Origin of the sequence: Xanthomonas campestris pv. asclepiadis (assembly GCF_020784175.1) — a bacterium.
In the GTDB taxonomy this organism is placed as follows: Bacteria; Pseudomonadota; Gammaproteobacteria; order Xanthomonadales; family Xanthomonadaceae; genus Xanthomonas; species Xanthomonas campestris_D.
This window is the reverse complement of sequence record NZ_JAJGQM010000023.1, coordinates 53,808-73,230: the sequence shown is the minus strand read 5'-3', so window position 1 is coordinate 73,230 and position 19,423 is coordinate 53,808. Positions and strand designations below refer to the sequence as shown.

The window sequence follows — 19,423 nt, the reverse complement described above, 5'->3', positions numbered from 1 at the left end:
CCAACAACACAGTTGCTACAAGGACGTACTTGCGGCGTGTCCTGCGATGGTGGGCGGGCAAGGACCCCGCAGCAAACCCGCAGATCGTCCGCTGTAAACCGAGGCACACGCACCGTCCAATCTCTAAAGACCTAGCCCCCTCTCAAGGCGACCGAGAGCGTGAGCGTCAGCGCAATGGGGATGTGTTCCCGAGCCAACCTGGGCACGATGCCCTCTGCGTGAGCGAGACACGCCCCGTATCCATCCCCTGAGCTGAGCCATTCCGATTGCGGCTGGCGCTCAGCCCATCAATTCAAAACTCGCAGACACGCCCTCGGCCTCTGCAGATGGCGCCACCCAGAGATCGAATACGCCAGGCTCTACCGTCGGCTTCAATGCCTGGCCGATGAACAACAGATCGTCGCGGCGCAACACGAACTCCACCGCGACGCTGCCGCCTGCCGGCACCGCGAGCTTGCGGAAGTCCTTCAGCTCGCGCACCGGGCGGGTGATGCTGGCGCTGCGGTCGCGGATGTAGAGCTGCGCCACTTCCTCGGCATCGCGGGTGCCGCGGTTGTGGATGCGCGCGCTGATGCGCAGGCTGCCGGTCGCCGCCATGCGTGCATCGCTCAGGCGCAGCTCGCCGTATTCGATGCGGCCATAGGTCAGCCCGTGCCCGAACGGAAACAACGCGGCATTGGGCGCGGTGCGGTAGCGGGTCTTGAACGGCTGCAAGGCATCCGGGCGCGGGTCGGCACGGCCGCTGGGCTTGTGTGCATAGCTATAGGGCAGCTGCCCGGATGCATGCGGAAAACTCACCGGCAGGCGCCCGGACGGACCGTGCTCGCCGAACAGGATGTCGGCCAGCGCGGCGCCCGATGCCGAGCCCAGGAACCAGCCGACCAGGATCGCCGGTGCCTTGAGTACCGGGCCATCGATCACCAGCGCACGGCCGTTGCTGAGCACCACCACCACCGGCGTACCGGTGGCCGCCACCGCCGCCAGCAGCGCTTGCTGCCCGGAGGGGATGACGATCTCGCTGCGCGACTGCGCTTCGCCGGAGTAGCGCATCGGCTCGCCGATCGCCAGCACCGCCACATCGGCGGACGCCGCTGCCGTGACCGCCGCCTGCACGCCGCCGGGCAGGCCATGTTCGAAGTCGCAGCCTTGCACCACCTGCAGGCCGCTCGGGTCGCGCAGCCGCGCGCGCAGTGCGCTGGCCAGGTCGTTGCCGCTGTCGTCGCCGCCGAACAGGCTCCATGGGCCGGCGGTGTCGGTCCAGTTGCGTGCCATCGGCCCGATCAGCGCGATGCGTTGCCCTTGCGTCTTGAGCGGCAGCAGCTCGCCATCGTTCTTGAGCAGCACGATGGATTTGCGTGCTGCCTCGCGTGCCAGCGCCAGTGTTTCGGGGCGCCGCTGCCGTGCCTGTGCACGTGCCGGCACGATGCGCAGGAACGGATCGTCTAACAATCCAAGCGCGGCCTTGAACTGCAGCACGCGGCGTACCGAGGCATCCAGTTGCGCCATCGTCACCTCGCCGGCGGCCACCAGCGCCGGCAGATGCTGCAGGTACAGCCCGCTCTGCATGCTGATGTCCACACCGGCCAGGAATGCCAGCTTGGCTGCCTCGCGCGCATCGCTGGCGACCCCGTGCCCGATCAGCTCCAGATCGCCGGTGTAGTCGGAGACCACCAGGCCGCGGTAGTCCCACTCGCCGCGCAGCACCTCGCTCAGCAACCAGCGATTGGCCGTGGCAGGAATGCCGGCGATCTCGTTGAACGCCGCCATCGTGGTCACTGCGCCGGCATCGAAGGCAGCCTGGAACGGCGGGAAATAGACCTCGCGCAGGCTGCGCTCGGAGATGTCGACGGTGTTGTAGTCCAGCCCCGCTTCGGCGGCGCCGTAGGCGGCAAAATGCTTGGGGCAGGCCGCCAGTGCATCGGCATGATCCAGTCCTTCGCCCTGGAAGCCGCGCACGCGCGCCTGCGCAAACCGCCGGCCAAGCAGCACGTCTTCGCCACTGCCTTCCACGCCGCGCCCCCAGCGCGCATCGCGTGCGATATCCACCATCGGTGCGAACGTCCAGTCGATGCCGACTGCGCTGGCTTCCAGTGCGGCGGCGCGCGCGGTGCGTTGCGCCAGCGCCGGCTCGAAGCTGGCGGCCTCGGCCAGCGGCACCGGAAACACCGTGGTGAACCCGTGGATCACATCGGCGGCGAACAGCAGCGGAATCTTCAGCCGGCTCTGCAGCGCGGCCTGCTGCAGTTGCTGATGCCACAGTACATTGGAGCCATTGAAGATGCCGCCCACCCGCCCGGCACGCGCGGCGGCAAGCTGGCCTTCGGCGGTAGGTACAGTGTTGACCGGATTGGCCGCCGCCGCCGCATCGGTCTGCTGCGCCGAACCGGACAACGTCAGCTGGCCGGCCTTTTCCTCCACGCTCATGCGCGCGATCAACGCATCAATAAAGGCCGGCGCCGCGGCCGCACGCCGCGGCAGCGCAACCCCCAGCGGCACCTGTGCCGACAACGCTGCCGACGCGGCACCCAGCAGCAACCCGCGACGTGTGATTCCAGTCCCCATGCCCGCCATCCCCGTGTGTCCAGGCCAGACGCTAACGGATCGCCAGCGAAAAGCCGTGCTGCGCTGCACGAGGGGTGCCGAGTGGTCGCCTCGGCAACGATGCAACAGCACGGCACCTTCACCGTTTCCGCACTAGCGTGCGCCATCGATCAAACCGGTCAGGACACACGATGCTGGACGTGGAAACACGCGTGCGCTTCTACGAAATGATGCACCTGGGCATGCCGTGGTGGGAGTTCGTGCTGCGCGCCATAGCGGTCTATACCGTGGTCCTGCTGCTGACGCGCCTGACCGGCAAACGCGCCCTGGGCCAATCCACGCCGTTCGACGTGCTGCTCATCGTGCTGCTGGGAACCGCGGTGCAGAACTCGTTGATCGGCAAGGACGTCTCGCTGCTGGGCGGCATGATCCTGGCGGCCACCTTGCTGGTGTTGAACTGGCTGGTGGGCATGGCCACCGCGCGCAGCCGGCGGATCGATACCTGGGTGCAGGGCACCCCGGCGCTGCTGGCGCGTGGCGGGCAGATCTACTGGAAGGAACTGGTCCGCCACAACGTCAGCTACGCCGATTTCGAAGTGGCAAAACGCAAGGCCGATTGCCGCGACGATGCCGATATCGACATGGCGATCCTGGAGACCTCCGGGGAGATCAGCATCCTGAAAAAGCGCCAGAGCTGAAGGCAGGCAAGCGTGCATGCCGGCCGTGCCGCCGGATCACCGTGGCCGCACGCCTGGTAGAGGCGCGTCACCGTGTGGCGAGGCGCCTTAGCGGGCCTTGCAGAACAACGACAGGTCCACTGATTCGGCCATGCGCTGGTAACCGGCATCGTTGGGATGCAGGAAGTCGCGGGTCAGCGCGGCGGGTAGCCACTCCGGCCTGGCCGGGTCGCGCAGCGCGGCGTCGAAGTCGATCACCGCATCGAATGCCTGCCCGTCGCGGATGAAGCCGTTGAGCGTCTGGCGCGTGGCCGCCGCCACCGGCTCGTAGCGATCGGAGTTGCCGAACGGGGTCAGCGTGGCGCCGATCACGGCGATGCCGTGTTGCTGCAGCCGGGTCACGATCTGGCGATAGCCCAGCACCATGTCGGCGGCAGTACGGCCGGCAATCGCATCCGGCGGACCGCTGTGGCGGATGTCGTTGATGCCTTCGAACAGGATCACCTGGTCCACGCCGGGCAGTGCCAGCACGTCGCGATCCAGACGCGCCAGCGCGCTGGGGCTGCGGCCATCGTCGAGCAGCTTGTTGCCGCTGATGCCGGCGTTGAGCACCACCACGCTGCCGGGGCAACGCCGCTCCAGCCGCCTGGCCAGCAGGGCCGGCCAATCGCCATTGGCGCCGCGCGTGGCGGTGGCGCCTTCGGTGATCGAATCGCCCAGTGCCACCACCACGGTCTGGCGGGTATGCGGCGGTTGCACGTAAAGGGCGGAGATGACGTTCTGGCGATACGCCAGCGCCTTGCTGTCCGGCACCTCGGCCTGGCCCTTTACCACCCGCAGCGCGGTGCGGCGTACCGCCGGGCGCGCCGGCGTGGGGAAATACAGGCTGACCGCCACCTCGGCCAATGCCGGTGCGCGCAACGGCACCGGGTCACTGAGCAATACGCCGCCGGGCGGCACGGTGACACTGGCGCGTCCATCGAAGCGCAGCGGGTTTGCGTCCCCGGCGCCGCCGAGCAGACGCGCCGTGCCCGCACCGATCGTCAGCGGTGCGGTGCCCAGCTCGTTGCTGATGCGCACGCGCAAGGCCACCGCCGCACTGCCCAGGCGCATGTCCTGGCGCACCGTTTCATCGGCAAATTGCAGCGGCGTGTCGGCGCCGCCGTCGAGCCGGTCCGGCGTCGCCGAGGCGATCCAGGCCGGCACCCAGCGGGGTGCCGGGTGCGCCGTGGCCGGGCCTGCCAGCACCACACTCAGTGTCGCAGTCATCATCCATCGCCAGACCATGCGCAAGCCTCCTTTGTCGATCAGGAAAAGAACACGCCGCCGTTGACGTCCAGGTTGGCGCCGTTGATGAAGCTGGCCGCATCCGAGGCCAGGTACAACGCCGCATCGGCGGCTTCCTCCGGGCGGCCTTCGCGCCGCAGCGGGGTGGCATTGGCGACGAAGGCGCGTACTTCCGGCTTGGTGAAGTCGTCATGGAAGCGGGTGGCGATCATGCCGCAGCACAGTGCGTTGACGCGGATGCCGCGCGGGCCCAGTTCCTTGGCCATTGCGCGCGAGAACGTCATCACCGCCGCCTTGGCGGTGGCATAGATGGCCGCGCCCGGCCCGCCGCCATCGCGCCCGGCAAGCGAGGCGAAATTGACGATCGCGCCGCCTTCGCGCATATGCGGTGCCACCGCCTGGGTGGTCAGGTAGACCGATTTGAGGTTGAGGTCCATCACCTGATGGAAGAAGGCCTCGTCGATATCGGCCAGCGGCTTGCGCGCCAGCATGCCGCCGGCCACGTTGATCAGCACATCGATGTGCTGGCCGAAGGCGGTGCGCGTGGCGGTCAGCAGGCCGGCCACGGCGGTGGCATCGGTGACGTCGGCGCGGTGCAGGATGCCCTGGCCGCCGGCGGCCTGCAGCTGTGCCAGCGTGTCGCGCGCGCTGGCGTCGTCGTTGGCGTAGTTGATGCAGACCTTGGCGCCGGCCGCGGCCAGCTTGAGCGAGATGGCGCGGCCGATATCGCGGCCGCCGCCGGTGACGATGGCGACCTTGTCGTGGAAATGCATGCGGGTATGTCCTGTTGGTGTGGGGAAAGCGGAGTAGGCGGCGGGCACGGTCAGGTGCCCGGTGCGTCGAGTCGGTGGATGCGGCCGGTGACCAGCCACAGCGCGGCCAGCGAGGCCGGCACCAGCGCGGCGACCAGGATGAACATCGGTGCGTAGGAGGTTGCGGTCATCACCGGGACCAGCCAGGTGGTGATCAGGGTGCCGGCCACCGCGGCCATGCCGCCGATGCCGGCCAGCGAGCCGACCGATTTACCGGCGAACAGATCGCCGGGCAGGGTCTGGATATTGCCGATGGCGATCTGGAAGCCGAACAGCACCGCGGCAATCGTCAGCACCGCCATGCGCGGGTCGGCCGCCTGCACGGCGCCCAGCAGCGCTGGCGCCATGATGGCCCCGCCCAGGGTGATGGTCCATTTGCGCGCGCGGTCCACGCTCCAGCCGGCCGCGATCAGGCGCCCGGACAGCCAGCCGCCGCACAGGCTGCCCAGCATCGCGCCGACGAACGGCACCCAGGCGAACGCACCGATCTGCTTGATGTCGAAGTGGAAGGTCTCGGCCAGGTAGATCGGCAGCCACGACACGAACAGCCACCAGATCGGATCCAGGAAGAACCGCGCCAGCACGATGCCCCAGCTTTGCCGGTGCGACATCAGCTGGCGCAGCGTGGGCAGGTAGGCCGGCGGCGGCGCGCTGCCGGCCTCGGGCGCATCCAGGATCAACGCCCGCTCGGCCGCGTTGACCCAGGGATGCCGGTCCGGCCCGGCGCGGTAGATCACCAGCCACGGCAGCAACCAGAGCATGCCCAGCACGCCGATCAGCACGAACGTGCCCTTCCAGCCGAACGACAGGAACAGCAGCGCGATCAGAGGCGCCGAGACGATCGCGCCGATGGAGGCACCGGCATTGAAGATGCCCTGTGCCAACGCACGCTCGCGGGCGGGAAACCATTCCGCATTGGCCTTGACCGCGCCCGGCCAGGCGCCGGCTTCGCTGATGCCCAGCAGTGCGCGCACCACCGAGAACGCCATGATGGAGTGGGTGACGGCATGCAGCGCGATGGAGAGTGACCACACCGCGATGGACAGGGCAAAGCCGAGCCGGGTGCCGATGATGTCGAACAGCCGCCCGAACACGAACTGCCCGGCGGCATAGAACAGCATGAAGATGGTGACCAGCAGCGCGTAGTCTTCCTTGGTGGCGCCGATGTCGCGCGAGATCGCCGGCCACATCACCGCCAGCGCGTTGCGGTCGATGTAGTTGATCACCGTGGCCACCGCGATCAGCGCCACGATCAGCCAGCGCACCGCCGAGCGCTTGCCCGCGGGGCGCGTGCGGGTGGTGGAGGTGGAGTCGGTGCTCATTTTTCACCTGCAGCGCGATCGAAGCGCGCATAGCCGCCGCGCCAGCGGTAGTGCTGGCCGGCGGCCTGCACCTGGTGGGCGCGTTGTGCATCGGCGTCGTCGGCCACCGCCAGCGCGATGCGCTGGCCGCCGACCAGGGTGAGCACGATCACCTCGGCATCGTCGCCGCGCACGCGCTCGATGGCGCGGATGCGGCTGTTGGCGCCATGCACGTATTCGGCGGTGCCGTTGTATTCGCCATGCGGTTCCAGCACGCCGAAGAAGCTGACGTTCGCCTGCCCATCGACACGCTGGATCAGCGCCGGTTCGCGGCGCAGGTTGAAGTCCGGGTCGTTGGCGCCGCTCTCCACCAGCAGCGCACGCGCAGGTGCGCTGCTGCCGAAGCGGTAGCTGTAGAAACGGCCGGCGAGCAGCCAGCTCAGGCTGCGCGTGTCGGTGCTCGCCTCGCTGGAGGCATCCACCCACAGATGCTGATAGCCGTTGGCCTTGCCCAGTACCGGGCGTTGCGTCAGTGCGCGCTCTGCGGTGAAGCCGACCTGCATGATCTGGCCGTTGAAGTGCAGCGGCAGGTCGTAACGTGCCGGAGCGCTGGCGTTGACGCGCAGCAGGTCGACCACCACCGGCAGGCGCAGCTGCGGGTGCGACAGCAGCGCCTGGGTGCGGGTGAAGCTGACCCCGTCGTAGGCCTGCTGCATGCGCGCCGAGGCGATCTGGGTGTCGGCACTGCTGGCGAACAGCAGCTGCGTCGGCGCATGCTGCTCGCCCACCTTCCAGTCGCCGTTGAAGTGGCTGGTCTCGTTCACCACCAGCGTGTTGTGCGCAATGGTCTGCTTGGCCCAGCTGCTGTTTTCCGGCAGATAGATGCCGCCGGCCTTGGCTTCCACGTTCAGGAAACGCGCCGCGCCGTAGTCGGTGACCACGCGCTGGCCGTTGTCGTAGAACAGCCAGTTCAACTTGTCGAAGTGGCCGTGGCCCATGCCTTGCGAGGTGTTCTTCATCACCAGCGTCTGGCCGTCGTCGCCGCCGCTGCGCAGGATCGCCAGTGCGCCCTGGTCGCCCCGTGCGCCATCGCGCAGCAACACGCTGCCGAAGGCGAACGGTTGGGCGCGGTCCTGCGCGAGCGCGCTGGCCACGGCCAGGCCTTCGGGGGTGAGCAGCACGCGGCGCTGGCGTTGTGCGATGGACAGCAGCTGTGCGTCGTGCGTCTGCGCGTAGGCGATGCCGATGCCGGCCACCAGTTCCTCGGTGTCCAGGCCCTTGTCGAGGATGGCGTCGTTGATCGGGAAGAAATAGCCGCCGTAGCTGCTCTGCACCAGGCTATTTACGGCCTTGAGCAGCACGCCGTCGCGGCGCTGGAAGATGCGCTGCTGCGGCTGGTTGCGCGCGATCGCGTTGGCGAACAGCACGAACGGGGCCAGGGCATAGCGTTGGTAATACGGGCCTTCGGCGTAGTAGCCGTCCGGCGAGAACAGCTGGTCCACCTGCGCCAGGAAGCCGGCCTTGCCATCGCGCTTGCTGCCACGCAGCGCCTTGTCCACCAGCGCCTGATCGCGCAGCACATAGCCGGTCATGCCGACGGCGGCCACCGCCCAGGTGGCGTGGTTGTGGATCTTGTCGAAGTTGTTGGCGCTTTCGTCGCACAAAAAGTGCGCCATGCGCGCGAACACGTCGCGGTCGATGGTGGCGCGGTCCTGCGCGCTGAGCGTGTCGCGGATGGCGTCGTAGCCCTGGCTTGCGTAGACCAGCCACACCGAGTCGTTCAAGGACTGCCAGAACAGCCGCCCCGGCACCTGGCCGCGCCCGGCGGGGTGTGCGCCCAGCGTGGGATACAGGCGCGCGTAGGCCAGCAACACGTCGCGCGCATAGTCGGCATAAGCGCGGTCGCCGGTGAGCCGGTACAGCGCGCCGGCGGCCTGGATGGCCTGGTAGTTGCGCTTGTGCTGCTCATGGCTGGCGCCGCCGCCGGGGTCTCTGGGCACCGGCACGTCCACCCCGGCCCGCATCGCTGCGCGCACGCTGGCTTGTGCGCGTGCCTGTTCGCGGGCGAACACCGGCAGCCTGGCGCCATCGCTGGCCATGGCGCGCCATTGCTGGGCGGTGACCAGCACCGGTGCGGCGTCGGTGGCGCGCGGTTGCGGCTGCGCCGCTGGCTCGGCCGCTGGTGACGGCGCGGCAATACAGGGCAGGGCGCTGCCGGCGCCGACCAGGACCAGCAGCAACAGGCGGGTGGAACGGGTCATAGCAGGGGCTCCGCTGCGTCGGCATGCAACGCCGGGGTGCGGACGAACCGGTTGCCGCTGGCGATCAGGTGGGGCGTGCCGGTGGTGGGTTGCGCCAGGATCGCGGCGCTGTCGACGAATCGGTTATTGCGCAGCGCAATGCGCTGCACGCCGTGCAGGCGCAGCGACGCATCCGCAGCGCGGCCGACCTGCGTGAAGTGCGAGTCGCTCACCTGCAGCACCGGGCCGAAGGTGCTTTCGTCGCGGCCGCCGCGATACAGGTCCAGCACCGGCCCGGCGACGCGGTGGAACTGCGACTGCCGCACCGTCACCTGTTCGACGTTGTAGGTGCCGCGGTCGTCGGTCTCGGCGTGTGCGGACAACACCTTGCCGGAGACGTCCTCGACCAGCAGCCGGTCCAGCAGGATATGGTCGGCCAGGCTGCCCTTGCCGAGTGCGATCACATCGAAGCCGGGTTGCGCGTCCAGATGATGCAGGTGCGTGTCGCGCAAGGTGAGCTGGTACTGCGCCACCGCGGTGCCCGGCTTGGTGCGGATCACCGCGTTGCCCGGCTGTGCGGGCGCGGCGCGGCCATCGATCTCGAGCCGGGCCAGGCTGAGTGTGCCGCCGGGCGCGATCTGGAACAGCGCTGGCTGCGAAAAGCGGATCCGCGCACGCCCGTGCTGCGGGCCTTCCAGCGTCAGTGGGCGGTCCACGTCGAGGATGTCATCGACCTGGTAGCGCCCTGCATCCAGCTGCAGGCGATCGCCGGGGGCGGCGTGCGCCACGGCGTCGGTCAGGCTGGTCGGGCCCGGCCGCACGCGCGTACGGCGGCCGCTGTCGGTCACCGCCTGCGGCGCCTGCTTGGGATACCAGCTCACGCCCACCTGGTCGCGTGCGATGTAGCTCAGCGCCGGGTCGGCGCCGACGCCGGTGGCGTTGTCGGCGACCAGCAAGCCGGTGCTGGCGCGGGTCATCGTCACCTGGCGGCTGTCGACGCCGCCGGGCAGGCGGGTGGAGGCCAGCGGGCTTTGCAGGTTGCTGGCAAACGCGATGCCGGACAGATCGCCCAGCACGCGCACCGGGTCGCTGGCGGCCACGATCAGGTTGCCGGCAAAGCGGCTGTTGATCGGCGCGGCGGTGCGCTCGGCATCCATGCCGGCACCGAAGAACAGCTGGTTGACGGTCACGAAGGTATTGCGCTCGATGCGCGCCTGGTCCACCTGCACGTAGCGGTTGGCGGGCGAATTGGGCACCCCGTACATGATGCTCAGCGCCGACGAATAGCCGTCGCCGGCCAGGTTTTCCAGGTAGTTGTGGCGCACGGTCTGCTTGCGGTTGATCACGCGGATGCCGCCGGTGTCGGCCTTGTCGTCGCCGAAGAACACGTTGCGCTCGACCAGGTTGCCATCGCCATGCCGCAGCACCAGCGCGCCGCGCGATTGCTTGAACACATTGCCACGGTAGGTGTTGCCGCCGGACTTGTTGGAGACCACCTCCACCTCGCCGTCGCAGCCTTCGAACCAGTTGTTGTCCACCACCGAGTTGGAGGCGCTGTCGGCGTCGCTGCTGGTGCCGATGCGCAGCGTCTCGCCGCCATTGGCGCCCAGGTTGGGGCGCGGCCCGAACCAGTTGTGGTCGATGCGATGGCGATTGTCCAGGCCCTGGGTGGCGTCGCGTACCACCACCAGGGTGGGGCCGGCATTGGTCTTGCCGACCAGCTGGTTGTGGTCGAAGCGGTTGTCGCTGTCGTACAGCGCCACCCAGTTGTCCGAATCGTTGCGGGTGGGCTTGCTGAAGCCGTCCACCACCACCCGGGTGATGCGGCTGTGGCGCGCGCGTTCCTTGCTGGAGATGCGGTACGACAGCACCGCATCGCCCGGGCCGTGGCCGTCGCGGAACACCAGGTCCGATACCACCAGGTAGGTGCCGGCCATGCGCAGGTCGGAGGTGCCGCTGATGATCACCTTGCCGGGCGTCTGCGCGGTGAGGGTGATCGGCTGCTCGGCGGTGCCTTGCCCGCGCAGCACGATGGCGAAATCCCGCCACTGACCATCGGCCAGCACGATGCGATCGCCGGCACGCAGCGCGGCCGCTGCCACGGCGTACTCGCTCTGGTCGTGCACCAGGTACGAGGTGGCCTGGGCCGAGCCGATCCAGGCGGGCGCGCACAGCAGCAACAGGCAGGCAAGGGAAACGGGGGATCGCATCGGGATGCTCCTGGACGCTGGCGCGTCGGTGATGGCCGAGGGTAACAGTGCAGGCTGGATCGTCAACCAAAAGAGTAGTCCAGTTGGTCGCTATTGAAGCTCGGTGAACGCCAGATGTCATGCTGCGTGCGCACAAAAATGGGCCCGAAATTGGCCTAGATAGGTGGCTCGCTCGGTAAATCAAAGAAATGATTGACTTGCCGTGTATCCCCGTGGAATCTCCATCGCGCTCGGTTTCGAGCATCCTTTGGGAGGAGGAATTGTGCGATACACAGAAGTAGTCCAATTGCGTATACCAGTTAGTCGGAACCTCTTGGCGCAGGCACTGCTGGGCGCTGTTGCGCTGGCCGGCACACAGGTGGCCATGGCCCAGCAGACCGATGCTGCCCAGTCGCCGCCGCAGCAGGCGCCCACCACGCTGGACCAGGTCAAGGTCACCGGCATCCGCAGCTCGATCCAGTCGTCCATCGACAGCAAGCGCGAGCAGACGGTGGTGGCCGACGTGCTGTCGGCCGAGGACATCGGCGACCTGCCGGCGCTGTCGATCGGCGAGGCGATCGAGACCATCACCGGTGCGGCCACGCATCGCGAAAAGGGCGGCGCGTCGGAGATCTCCATCCGGGGCCTGGGGCCGTTCCTGGGCTCGGCCACCTTCAATGGGCGCGAGGCCAGCAACGGCAGCGGCGACCGCTCGGTGAACTTCAACCAGTTCCCTTCCGAACTCATCAACACCGTGGCGATCTACAAGACCCAGCGCGCCGACTTCGTCGAAGGCGGCATCGCCGGCACGGTCAAAATGCAGACCGTGCGGCCGCTGGAATTCGGCAAGCGCCGCGTGCAACTGGACGGGCGGGCGACCTATGCCGATGGCGACAGCAAGTTGCGCAACGCCGATGGCGTGGGCTGGCGCAGCACCGTCAGCTACCTGGACCAGTTCGACCTGCGCGGGGCCGGCAAGCTGGGGGTCTCGCTCGGCCTGCAGCGGCTGGAAGGCACCAACCCGGAAGAGGTGATGAGCAGCAGCTCCACCTGGACGGCCTGCAACGCCAACGAGGTGGTGGGCGCCAGCCGCAACTGCACCGCCGTGACCCCGGCGCAGGTGCAGGCGGGGACGCCGTATTACCTGGCGCCCGGCAGCCGCGTGTACCGCCAGATCAGCGAGCACGATCAACGCGATGCCGCCTTCGCGGCGCTGCAATGGCGGCCCTTCGACGGCCTGGAGGTGGCCCTGGATTACCAGGATTCGCAGCGCACCGTGACCGAAGACCGCGCCGAGCTCAATTTCTCCGAGACCCTGCGCAACCTCAACAACCGCCAGGTGGGCGACAACGGCGCCTTGCTCGGCCATACCGGCAGCAGCACGGTGGAATCCTCCACCGACTACAAGGTGCGCGACGAGCAGTACCGCGGTGGCGGGCTGCGCGTGGAATGGCGCCCGAACGCGGCCTGGATGCTGTCCACCGACCTGTCGTATTCGCGCACCGAGCGCAGCGAGATCGACCGCATGATGCGGCTGCGCTCCAATGCCACCGACATCAACGGCAACCGCGTGCCCGGGATCAACGGGCAACGCGTTGACTACACCTACACCTATGCCGGCGATGTGCCGGGGATCGTGGTCGATCCCGCGTTCGACCTGAACAACCCGGACAATTTCAGCGCCGCTGCGCGCGCACGGCGCGACGAGTTGCGCCGCGAGCACACCATCCGGGCCTGGCGCTTCGATGGCGCCTTCACCCCGGAAAGCGGGCTGCTCACCTCCATCAAGGGCGGCATGCGCCTGTCCGAGGCGACCTACCGCGACCTGGACGACCGCGTCGAGCGCAATGTCACCGATCCGGGCACGATCCGCGCCGCCAACCTGGCCTGCCGGCAACCGTTTCCGCAGGAGGATTTTCTCTCCAGCGCCAGCGGCAACACCATCCAGCAGTGGGCCACCTTCGACAGCCGCTGTCTGTTCAGCGCCATCACCGGCGTGGACGACACCGGCCGCAATGCCGACCCGCGCGGCAGCGCCGACTCCGACGTGGAAGAAAAGACCCGCGCGCTGTATGTGATGGGCGAATTTGCCAGCACGTTGTTCGGGCTGCCGCTGGACGGCAACCTGGGCGTGCGCTGGGTGCGCACCGACGTCAGCTCGGTGGGGCTGCGCGGCGAGCTGGACGTCATCGACAACCCCGACGGCACCATCCAGCTGGTGGAAACCGGGCGCTTCGCCGCGCAGACGGTGCGCGCATCCAACCGCGTGTTCCTGCCCAGCTTCAACGCCAACATCGGCCTGACCGACCAGACCCAGCTGCGCGTCGGGCTGTATCGGGCCATGGCCCGCCCGGATCTGGTGGCGCTGTCTGCCGGGCGTACCTTCATCCTGGAACCGGGGACCGAATTCACGACCGTCGGCGAGGCGATCGGCAGCATCACCGCCACCGGCAACCCGCGCACGCAGCCGCTGCTGTCGTCCAATGCGGACGTGTCGCTGGAGTGGTATCCCAATGCCGACTCCCTGCTCAGCGCCGCGGTGTACTACAAGCAGTTCACCGGGGGCGCGGTGCCCACGGTGGTGGATGAGCGCTTCGTCATCGACGGCACCGCGGTGGTGGTGCCGGTGGTGCAGGACGTCACCACCCGGCAAAAGAGCGATCTCACCGGGCTGGAGCTGACCGGCACCCACCGCTTCTCCTACCTGCCGGCACCATTCGACGGCCTGGGCGTCAAGCTGAGCTACAACTACGCCGATTCCAACTACAAGACCCAGGATCTGCGCCTGGGCGACCAGATCGACCCGGCAACCGGCCTGGTGAGCGGCGGCATCGTCGCGCCGGCCAATATCTTCGGCCTGTCGCGGCACGTGTTCTCCGGCCAGCTGTATTACGCCATCGGCGCGGTCGACCTGCAGGCCATCTACAAGTACCGCTCCGAGTATTTCCAGAAGTTCGTCGGCGCCCCGGCGCAGAACCGCTACGTGCGCGACAGCGGCACCCTGGACCTGCGTGCCAGCTACCGCGTCAATGCGCAGCTGTCGGTGTCGCTGGAGGCTTCCAACCTGACCAACGAGCCACGGATCTCCGACATGCCGGTGCCCGGCAGCTTCCGTGAGTACAACACTTACGGGCGACGTTATTATTTTGGGGTGCGCTACCGGTTCTAGCGTCGCCTACCGGCGCGGTTTCCGCCGCGCCACCTGTCCGGCACCCGTGTGCCGGGCCGATCACCCTGAGGGTTTGAGTCGCCGATGTCCGAAAACCGCCTGTACCACTCCGTTGCCGCCAAGATCCGCGCGCTGATCGACACGGGCGAATTCCCGGTCGGCTCGCGCCTGCCGGGCGAACGCGAGTTGGCCGAGCGCTTCGGCGTCAGTCGCGTGACCGTGCGCGAGGCCGAGATTGCGCTGGAGGCGCAGGGCCGCATCGTGATCAAGATCGGCTCGGGTGTGTACGTCAAGCCACGCCTGGCCTCGGACGAGGGCGCATTGCCGGATGTCAGCGCGTTCGAGCTGACTGCCGCGCGCGCGGTGATCGAGGCGGAGGCGGCCGCACTGGCCGCCAGCCACATCACCGATGCGGAGCTGGATGAATTGAACGGCATGATCCAGGCGCTGTCCGCACCAGGGCTCAGCGATGCGGCTGCTGCCGACTACGACCGCGCCTTCCACCTGGCGATCGCGCGTATCAGCGGCAACCCGGTGGTGGCGCACTGCGTGCAGCTGATCTGGCGCATGCGCAACGAGTTGCCGCGCGTGCGCGAGGTGTACGCGCGGGTCTGCCACGACGACGGCGCCACCCGTGTGGACGAGCACACCGCCATCCTGCAGGCCCTGCAGCAACGTGACCCGGTGGCGGCACGCACGGCCATGCGCAACCACTTTCAGCGCCTGTTCGAATCCATGCTGGAAGCAACCGAGAACGATGCCCTGGCGGAGATCCGCCGTCGCACCCAGCAGGACCGCGCGCATTTTCTGGCGGCCACGCGCACCTGACTGCATCTAATGGTTTGTTTGGCGTGACGCGTCGACCGCCAGCGGCACTCTTGTGCCGCTGACGCTGGATCCTCCGAAAGACACACCCTCCAATCAGCTGGACGCGCCGTCTGCCCTGGTTCGGCAGCACCGACGCGCGGCTGGTCTGAGTGTTGTGCCTGCGATCGCCGCAGACGCTGCAGCGATAACACACTGCTGCAGCGTCCGCCCTCAGGCAGATGGCTCTACCTGAGGGGCGCGCGCGGGCACCTGCAGTGCAGGCCTCAGTCCGCCATCACCTTGTCCGGCGTCATCGGGGTGCTGCGGATGCGCTTGCCGGTGGCATGGAAGATCGCATTGCAGATCGCCGCCGAAACACCGACCAGGCCGATTTCGCCAACGCCTTTCGCACCCAGGCTGCTGACGATGCGGTCGTCCTCGTCGGCGAAGATCACATCGATGTCGTGGATGTCGGCATTGGCCGAGACGTGATACATCGCAAAATCGTGATTCATGAAACGGCCGAAGCGGTGATCGGACTGGGTGTGTTCGTGCAGCGCCTGGCCGATGCCCCAGACCACGCCGCCGACGATCTGGCTGCGCGCGGTGATCGGGTTGAGGATGCGCCCGGCCGCAACGGCGCTGACCACGCGGGTGACCCGCACCGTGCCGAGCTCCTCGTCCACCCGCACTTCCACGAACACCGCGCCATGGGTGGCACGGGTGTAGTTGCGTTGCTTGAGCACATTGGGCAGCAGCAGGAACTTGTCTTCGATCTGTTCCAGCTGGGAAGCACGCAACAGCTCGGTCAGGGCCATGGTGGTGCCGGCGTCGGCGCGCAACGCCAGCGTGCCATCGGCAAACACCACCTCGTCCAGCTTGGCCTTGGTGAAGCGCGAATTCGGTAACGCCTGGGCAAGCCGCAGCAGCCGCGCGCGCAATTTGCCGCACACGCCATCCACCGCCGAGCCCACCGTGGTCACGTGCGAGGAGCCGCCTTCGATCGGTGCCACCGGCAGGGTCGAATCGCCCAGCTGGAAGGTAACCTGTTCCAGCGGCAGGCCCAGTGCTTCGGCCGCGATCATCGCCATCACCGTATAGGTGCCGGTGCCGATATCGCTGGCTGCGCTGCTCACCACCAGCCGGCCATCGGCGTGCAGCACCGCGTGCGCGCGCGCAAACATCTGCATCGCATCCCATTGCCCGGTGGCCATGCCCCAGCCCACCCATTCGTTGCCTTCCTTGCGTGCGCGCGGCTGCAACGGGCGCTGCGCCCAACCGAAGCGCTCGGCGCCTTGCTGGTAGCACGCGCGCAGTGCCTTGGTGGAGTAGGGCTTGTCGTCGGCCGGGTTGACCTCGGCGTAGTTCTTCAGGCGCAGCGCCAGCGGGTCCATGCCCAGCTCATAGGACAGCTCGTCCATCGCCACTTCCAGCGCATGTACGCCGTGTGCGGCGCCGGGTGCGCGCATGTCCATCGGGCTGAACTGGTCCAGGCTCACCAGGTTGTAGCCCAGATGCACGTTGTCGCAGGCATACAGCTGCCCGCTCCAGTTGACCACCACTTCGACGTAATCCTCGATGCGCGAGGTCTCGGCAATGGCCTCGTGCCAGATCGCGCGCAGGCGGCCATCGCGGTCGGCACCGAGCTTGAGCCGCTGCAGCGTCTCCGGGCGGTGGCCGAAGGTGAACATCTGCTGCCGCGTCAGCACCACGCGTACCGAGCGGTCCAGCAGGATCGAAGCCATCACCGCAAGCGGCAACTGATACTGCGGGCGCAGCCCGGAGCCGAAGGCACCGCCCACGTAGGGATTGCGTACGGTGACCTTGCGCTTGCTCAAGCCGAACACATGGGAGACGTACCAACGGCTGTTCTGCGAGCCCTGGGTCTTGTCGTAGATGGTGAAGTGGCCATCGGCGTCGCGAATCACCGTGGAGGCGAACAGTTCCATCGGATTGTGGTGTTCCACTCCGCTGTAATAGTCGGCCTGCACCTGGACGGAGGCATTGGCGAAGGCGGTGTCCGGCTCGCCCTTGTCCTTGGGCGGCGGCGAGAAACCGGCCTTCATGGCCTTGGGCTTGTGCGCACGGTCCAGGTTGGTCATCAGGTTGGTGTCGTGGGGGTCCTGCAGCAGTTCCACCTCCACCAGGTGGGCCGCGTGGCGCGCCGCTTCGAAGGTTTCGGCCACCACCAGCGCGATCGGCTGGCCGCTGTAAAGGATCTTGTTGTCGTACAGGGGCCGGAACGGCGAACCGGCCGGTGCGGTCATGTCCTTGTAGAACAGGTCCATGCCGCGCATATGCGGGCGGTTTTCATGGGTGACGATCTCCAGCACGCCGGGCACCGCGCGTGCGGCGTCGAGATGGAAGGCGACGATCTCGCCCTTGGCGATGCTGCTGTTGACCACCACGCCATAGGCCAGGTCCGCGACCGGCCATTCGGCGGCATAGCGCGCCTGGCCGGTGACCTTGGCGCGCCCGTCGATGCGGGTGACGCCGGTGCCGGTGGGGCGATAGCCGGTGCCGCTGTCGGCAACCGGCGGGCTCAGGTCGTTGTCCGGTACATCGGTGCTGCGTGCGTTCATGGCGCTTCCTCCAGCGCGCTGGTTCGCCCGCGGTTGTCGATGGTGCCCTCGCGGGCGACGTCCAGCGCACGCACGATCGCGCGGCGCGCCAGCGGCAGCTTGAAGGCGTTGTTGCCTTGCGGTTGCGCGCCTTGCAGCAAGGCATCGGCCAGGCTGGCGAAGCTCTCGGCCGTGGCCGGCTTGCCCACCAGCTGCGCTTCGGCGTCGGGATTGCGCCAGGGCTTGTGCGCCACGCCGCCCAGGGCCACGCGCACCTCGCGGATGCTGCCGTCCTCGGCCAGGTCCAGCGCGGCGGCCACCGACACCAGCGCGAATGCATACGACAGCCGCTCGCGGATCTTCAGGTAGGCGCTATGCGCGACGAAGCGCTGCGCATCGGGCAGGTCGATATGCACGATCAGCTCGTCCGGGGCCAGCGTGCTGTCCAGCTCCGGGTGCTCGCCGGGCAGGCGGTGGAACTGCGCAAACGGGATGTCGCGCTCGCCGTTGGGACCTTGCACATGCACCACTGCGTCCAGCGCAGCCAGCGCGACGCACATGTCCGACGGATGCGTGGCAATGCACTGCGCGCTGGCGCCGAGAATGGCGTTGTAGGTGGTGAGCCCGCCGATGGCCGAGCAGCCGGTACCGGGCTCGCGCTTGTTGCACGGGGTGGCGTGGTCGTAGAAGTACAGGCAACGCGTGCGTTGCAGCAGGTTGCCGCCATTGCTGGCCATGTTGCGGATCTGCGGCGAGGCGCCGGCCAGGATCGCCGCGCTCAGCAGGGGGTAACGCGTTTCCACGTCCGGGTGGTAAGCGGTGTCGGCGTTGCGCGCGAGCGCGCCCAGGCGCAGGCCGCCATCGGGTTGGCTGGTGATGCCATCCAGCGGCAGACGATTGATGTCGACCAGGCTGCCCGGCCGCATCAGCTGCAGCTTCATCAGGTCGGTGAGATTGGTGCCGCCGGCGATCAGGCGCACCGGGGCTTCGGCAGGCACCGGGTGCGGGTCGCTGCCGCGCACTGACAGTGCAGTCAGCGCCGCATCGATGCTGTCCGCGCGCGTATAGGTAAGCGGAATCATGCCGGCACCGTCCCTGGCGTCCACGGTGTGACGGCGCTCTCGCTGCTGTCGCTGGGCTTGCCCATGACCTGCATCACCGCATCGGTGATCTGCGGGTAGGCACCGCAGCGGCACAGGTTGCCGCTCATCAACTCGCGCACCTGGTCGCGGTCGTGCGCCTTGCCTTCATTGATCAGGCCCACTGCCGAGCACAACTGCCCGGGCGTGCAATAGCCGCACTGGAAGGCATCGTTCTCGATGAAAGCACGCTGCAGCGGATGCAGCTGGTCACCCTCGGCCAGGCCTTCGACGGTGGTGATCTCGGCGCCGTCCTGCATGACCGCAAGCGTCAGGCAGCTGTTGATGCGGCGTCCATCGACCAGCACCGTGCAGGCACCGCACTGGCCGTGGTCGCAGCCTTTCTTGGTGCCGGTGAGGTCGAGCCGGTCGCGCAACAGGTCGAGCAGGCTGACCCAGGCTTCGAGCTGCAATTGGTAAGGCTGACCATTGATGCGCAGGTTGACCGGGTAGGTCGGCGCAGCAGTGGCGGTGGCCGGCGCCGGATGCGTGGCAGTGGCGGGTGTGGCATTCATGCGAACCCCGTGGCGATGGCTGAGAGGAGGACGCTCACCTTGATGCCTGCATGGTCAAGGTGCGGTGTAGGTGAGTGATGCCTCTTTCACGCCTGCGTGAACCGTGAGCGTGGCCAGGCGAGGAACGTGGCGGCGCCGCTGCGCATGACATCGCTTGATCGCAGGCCGGTGGCATCGTCGGTACG

The 19,423-nt window shown here is 67.9% G+C and carries 12 protein-coding genes; 3 read left to right on the top strand and 9 right to left on the bottom strand.

Translation table 11 applies throughout. The features are described 5' to 3' along the window. Window positions 1-279: 279 nt before the first annotated feature. Window positions 280-2,562 carry a glycoside hydrolase family 3 N-terminal domain-containing protein gene (locus LL972_RS12145; protein WP_228327813.1) on the bottom strand — a complete coding sequence of 761 codons (2,283 nt, stop codon included), beginning with the start codon at window positions 2,560-2,562 and terminating at the stop codon, window positions 280-282. A gap of 170 nt (window positions 2,563-2,732) precedes the next feature. Here LL972_RS12145 and LL972_RS12140 point away from each other — a divergent pair, with 170 nt between their 5' ends. Next, window positions 2,733-3,239: a DUF421 domain-containing protein gene (locus LL972_RS12140; protein ID WP_228327812.1), complete on the top strand. Its 507-nt coding sequence runs from the start codon at window positions 2,733-2,735 to the stop codon at window positions 3,237-3,239. Between the two features lie 87 nt (window positions 3,240-3,326). On the opposite strand, the gene LL972_RS12135 is transcribed toward LL972_RS12140, so the two are convergent. The 5 genes from LL972_RS12135 to LL972_RS12115 are packed head-to-tail and all read right to left on the bottom strand — an operon-like array spanning window position 3,327 to window position 11,068. Then, complete coding sequence (locus LL972_RS12135; protein ID WP_228327816.1) at window positions 3,327-4,490, bottom strand: SGNH/GDSL hydrolase family protein; 1,164 nt, start codon at window positions 4,488-4,490, stop codon at window positions 3,327-3,329. A gap of 35 nt (window positions 4,491-4,525) precedes the next feature. Beyond that, window positions 4,526-5,278, bottom strand: coding sequence for an SDR family NAD(P)-dependent oxidoreductase (locus LL972_RS12130; protein WP_104582383.1), 753 nt, complete (start codon window positions 5,276-5,278; stop codon window positions 4,526-4,528). A gap of 50 nt (window positions 5,279-5,328) precedes the next feature. Next, a complete protein-coding gene (locus LL972_RS12125) occupies window positions 5,329-6,639 on the bottom strand; it encodes an MFS transporter (RefSeq protein WP_228327811.1) in 1,311 nt (436 codons plus the stop codon). Beyond that, window positions 6,636-8,879, bottom strand: coding sequence for an oligoalginate lyase (locus LL972_RS12120; RefSeq protein ID WP_228327810.1), 2,244 nt, complete (start codon window positions 8,877-8,879; stop codon window positions 6,636-6,638). Before LL972_RS12120 ends, LL972_RS12125 begins: the two co-directional genes overlap by 4 nt. Next, window positions 8,876-11,068 carry a polysaccharide lyase 6 family protein gene (locus LL972_RS12115; protein ID WP_228327809.1) on the bottom strand — a complete coding sequence of 731 codons (2,193 nt, stop codon included), beginning with the start codon at window positions 11,066-11,068 and terminating at the stop codon, window positions 8,876-8,878. Before LL972_RS12115 ends, LL972_RS12120 begins: the two co-directional genes overlap by 4 nt. Before the next feature lie 364 nt (window positions 11,069-11,432). Between LL972_RS12115 and LL972_RS12110 the strand changes: the two genes are divergently transcribed. Beyond that, window positions 11,433-14,216 carry a TonB-dependent receptor gene (locus LL972_RS12110; RefSeq protein WP_429002149.1) on the top strand — a complete coding sequence of 928 codons (2,784 nt, stop codon included), beginning with the start codon at window positions 11,433-11,435 and terminating at the stop codon, window positions 14,214-14,216. 84 nt (window positions 14,217-14,300) lie between these two features. Further along, window positions 14,301-15,044: a FadR/GntR family transcriptional regulator gene (locus LL972_RS12105; protein ID WP_024938638.1), complete on the top strand. Its 744-nt coding sequence runs from the start codon at window positions 14,301-14,303 to the stop codon at window positions 15,042-15,044. A 263-nt stretch (window positions 15,045-15,307) separates the two neighbouring features. Here LL972_RS12105 and LL972_RS12100 read toward each other — a convergent pair whose 3' ends face one another. From LL972_RS12100 to LL972_RS12090, 3 genes are read right to left on the bottom strand one after another with little or no spacing between them, the layout of a single operon-like run. Beyond that, a complete protein-coding gene (locus tag LL972_RS12100; protein ID WP_228327807.1) occupies window positions 15,308-17,605 on the bottom strand; it encodes a xanthine dehydrogenase family protein molybdopterin-binding subunit in 2,298 nt (765 codons plus the stop codon). Then, window positions 17,602-18,690 carry an FAD binding domain-containing protein gene (locus LL972_RS12095; protein ID WP_228327806.1) on the bottom strand — a complete coding sequence of 363 codons (1,089 nt, stop codon included), beginning with the start codon at window positions 18,688-18,690 and terminating at the stop codon, window positions 17,602-17,604. The genes LL972_RS12100 and LL972_RS12095 overlap by 4 nt, the downstream gene beginning before the upstream one ends. Next, entirely contained in the window at window positions 18,663-19,238 is a 576-nt protein-coding gene (locus LL972_RS12090) for a (2Fe-2S)-binding protein (protein ID WP_228327805.1), read from the bottom strand. The genes LL972_RS12095 and LL972_RS12090 overlap by 28 nt, the downstream gene beginning before the upstream one ends. Window positions 19,239-19,423: the final 185 nt, after the last annotated feature.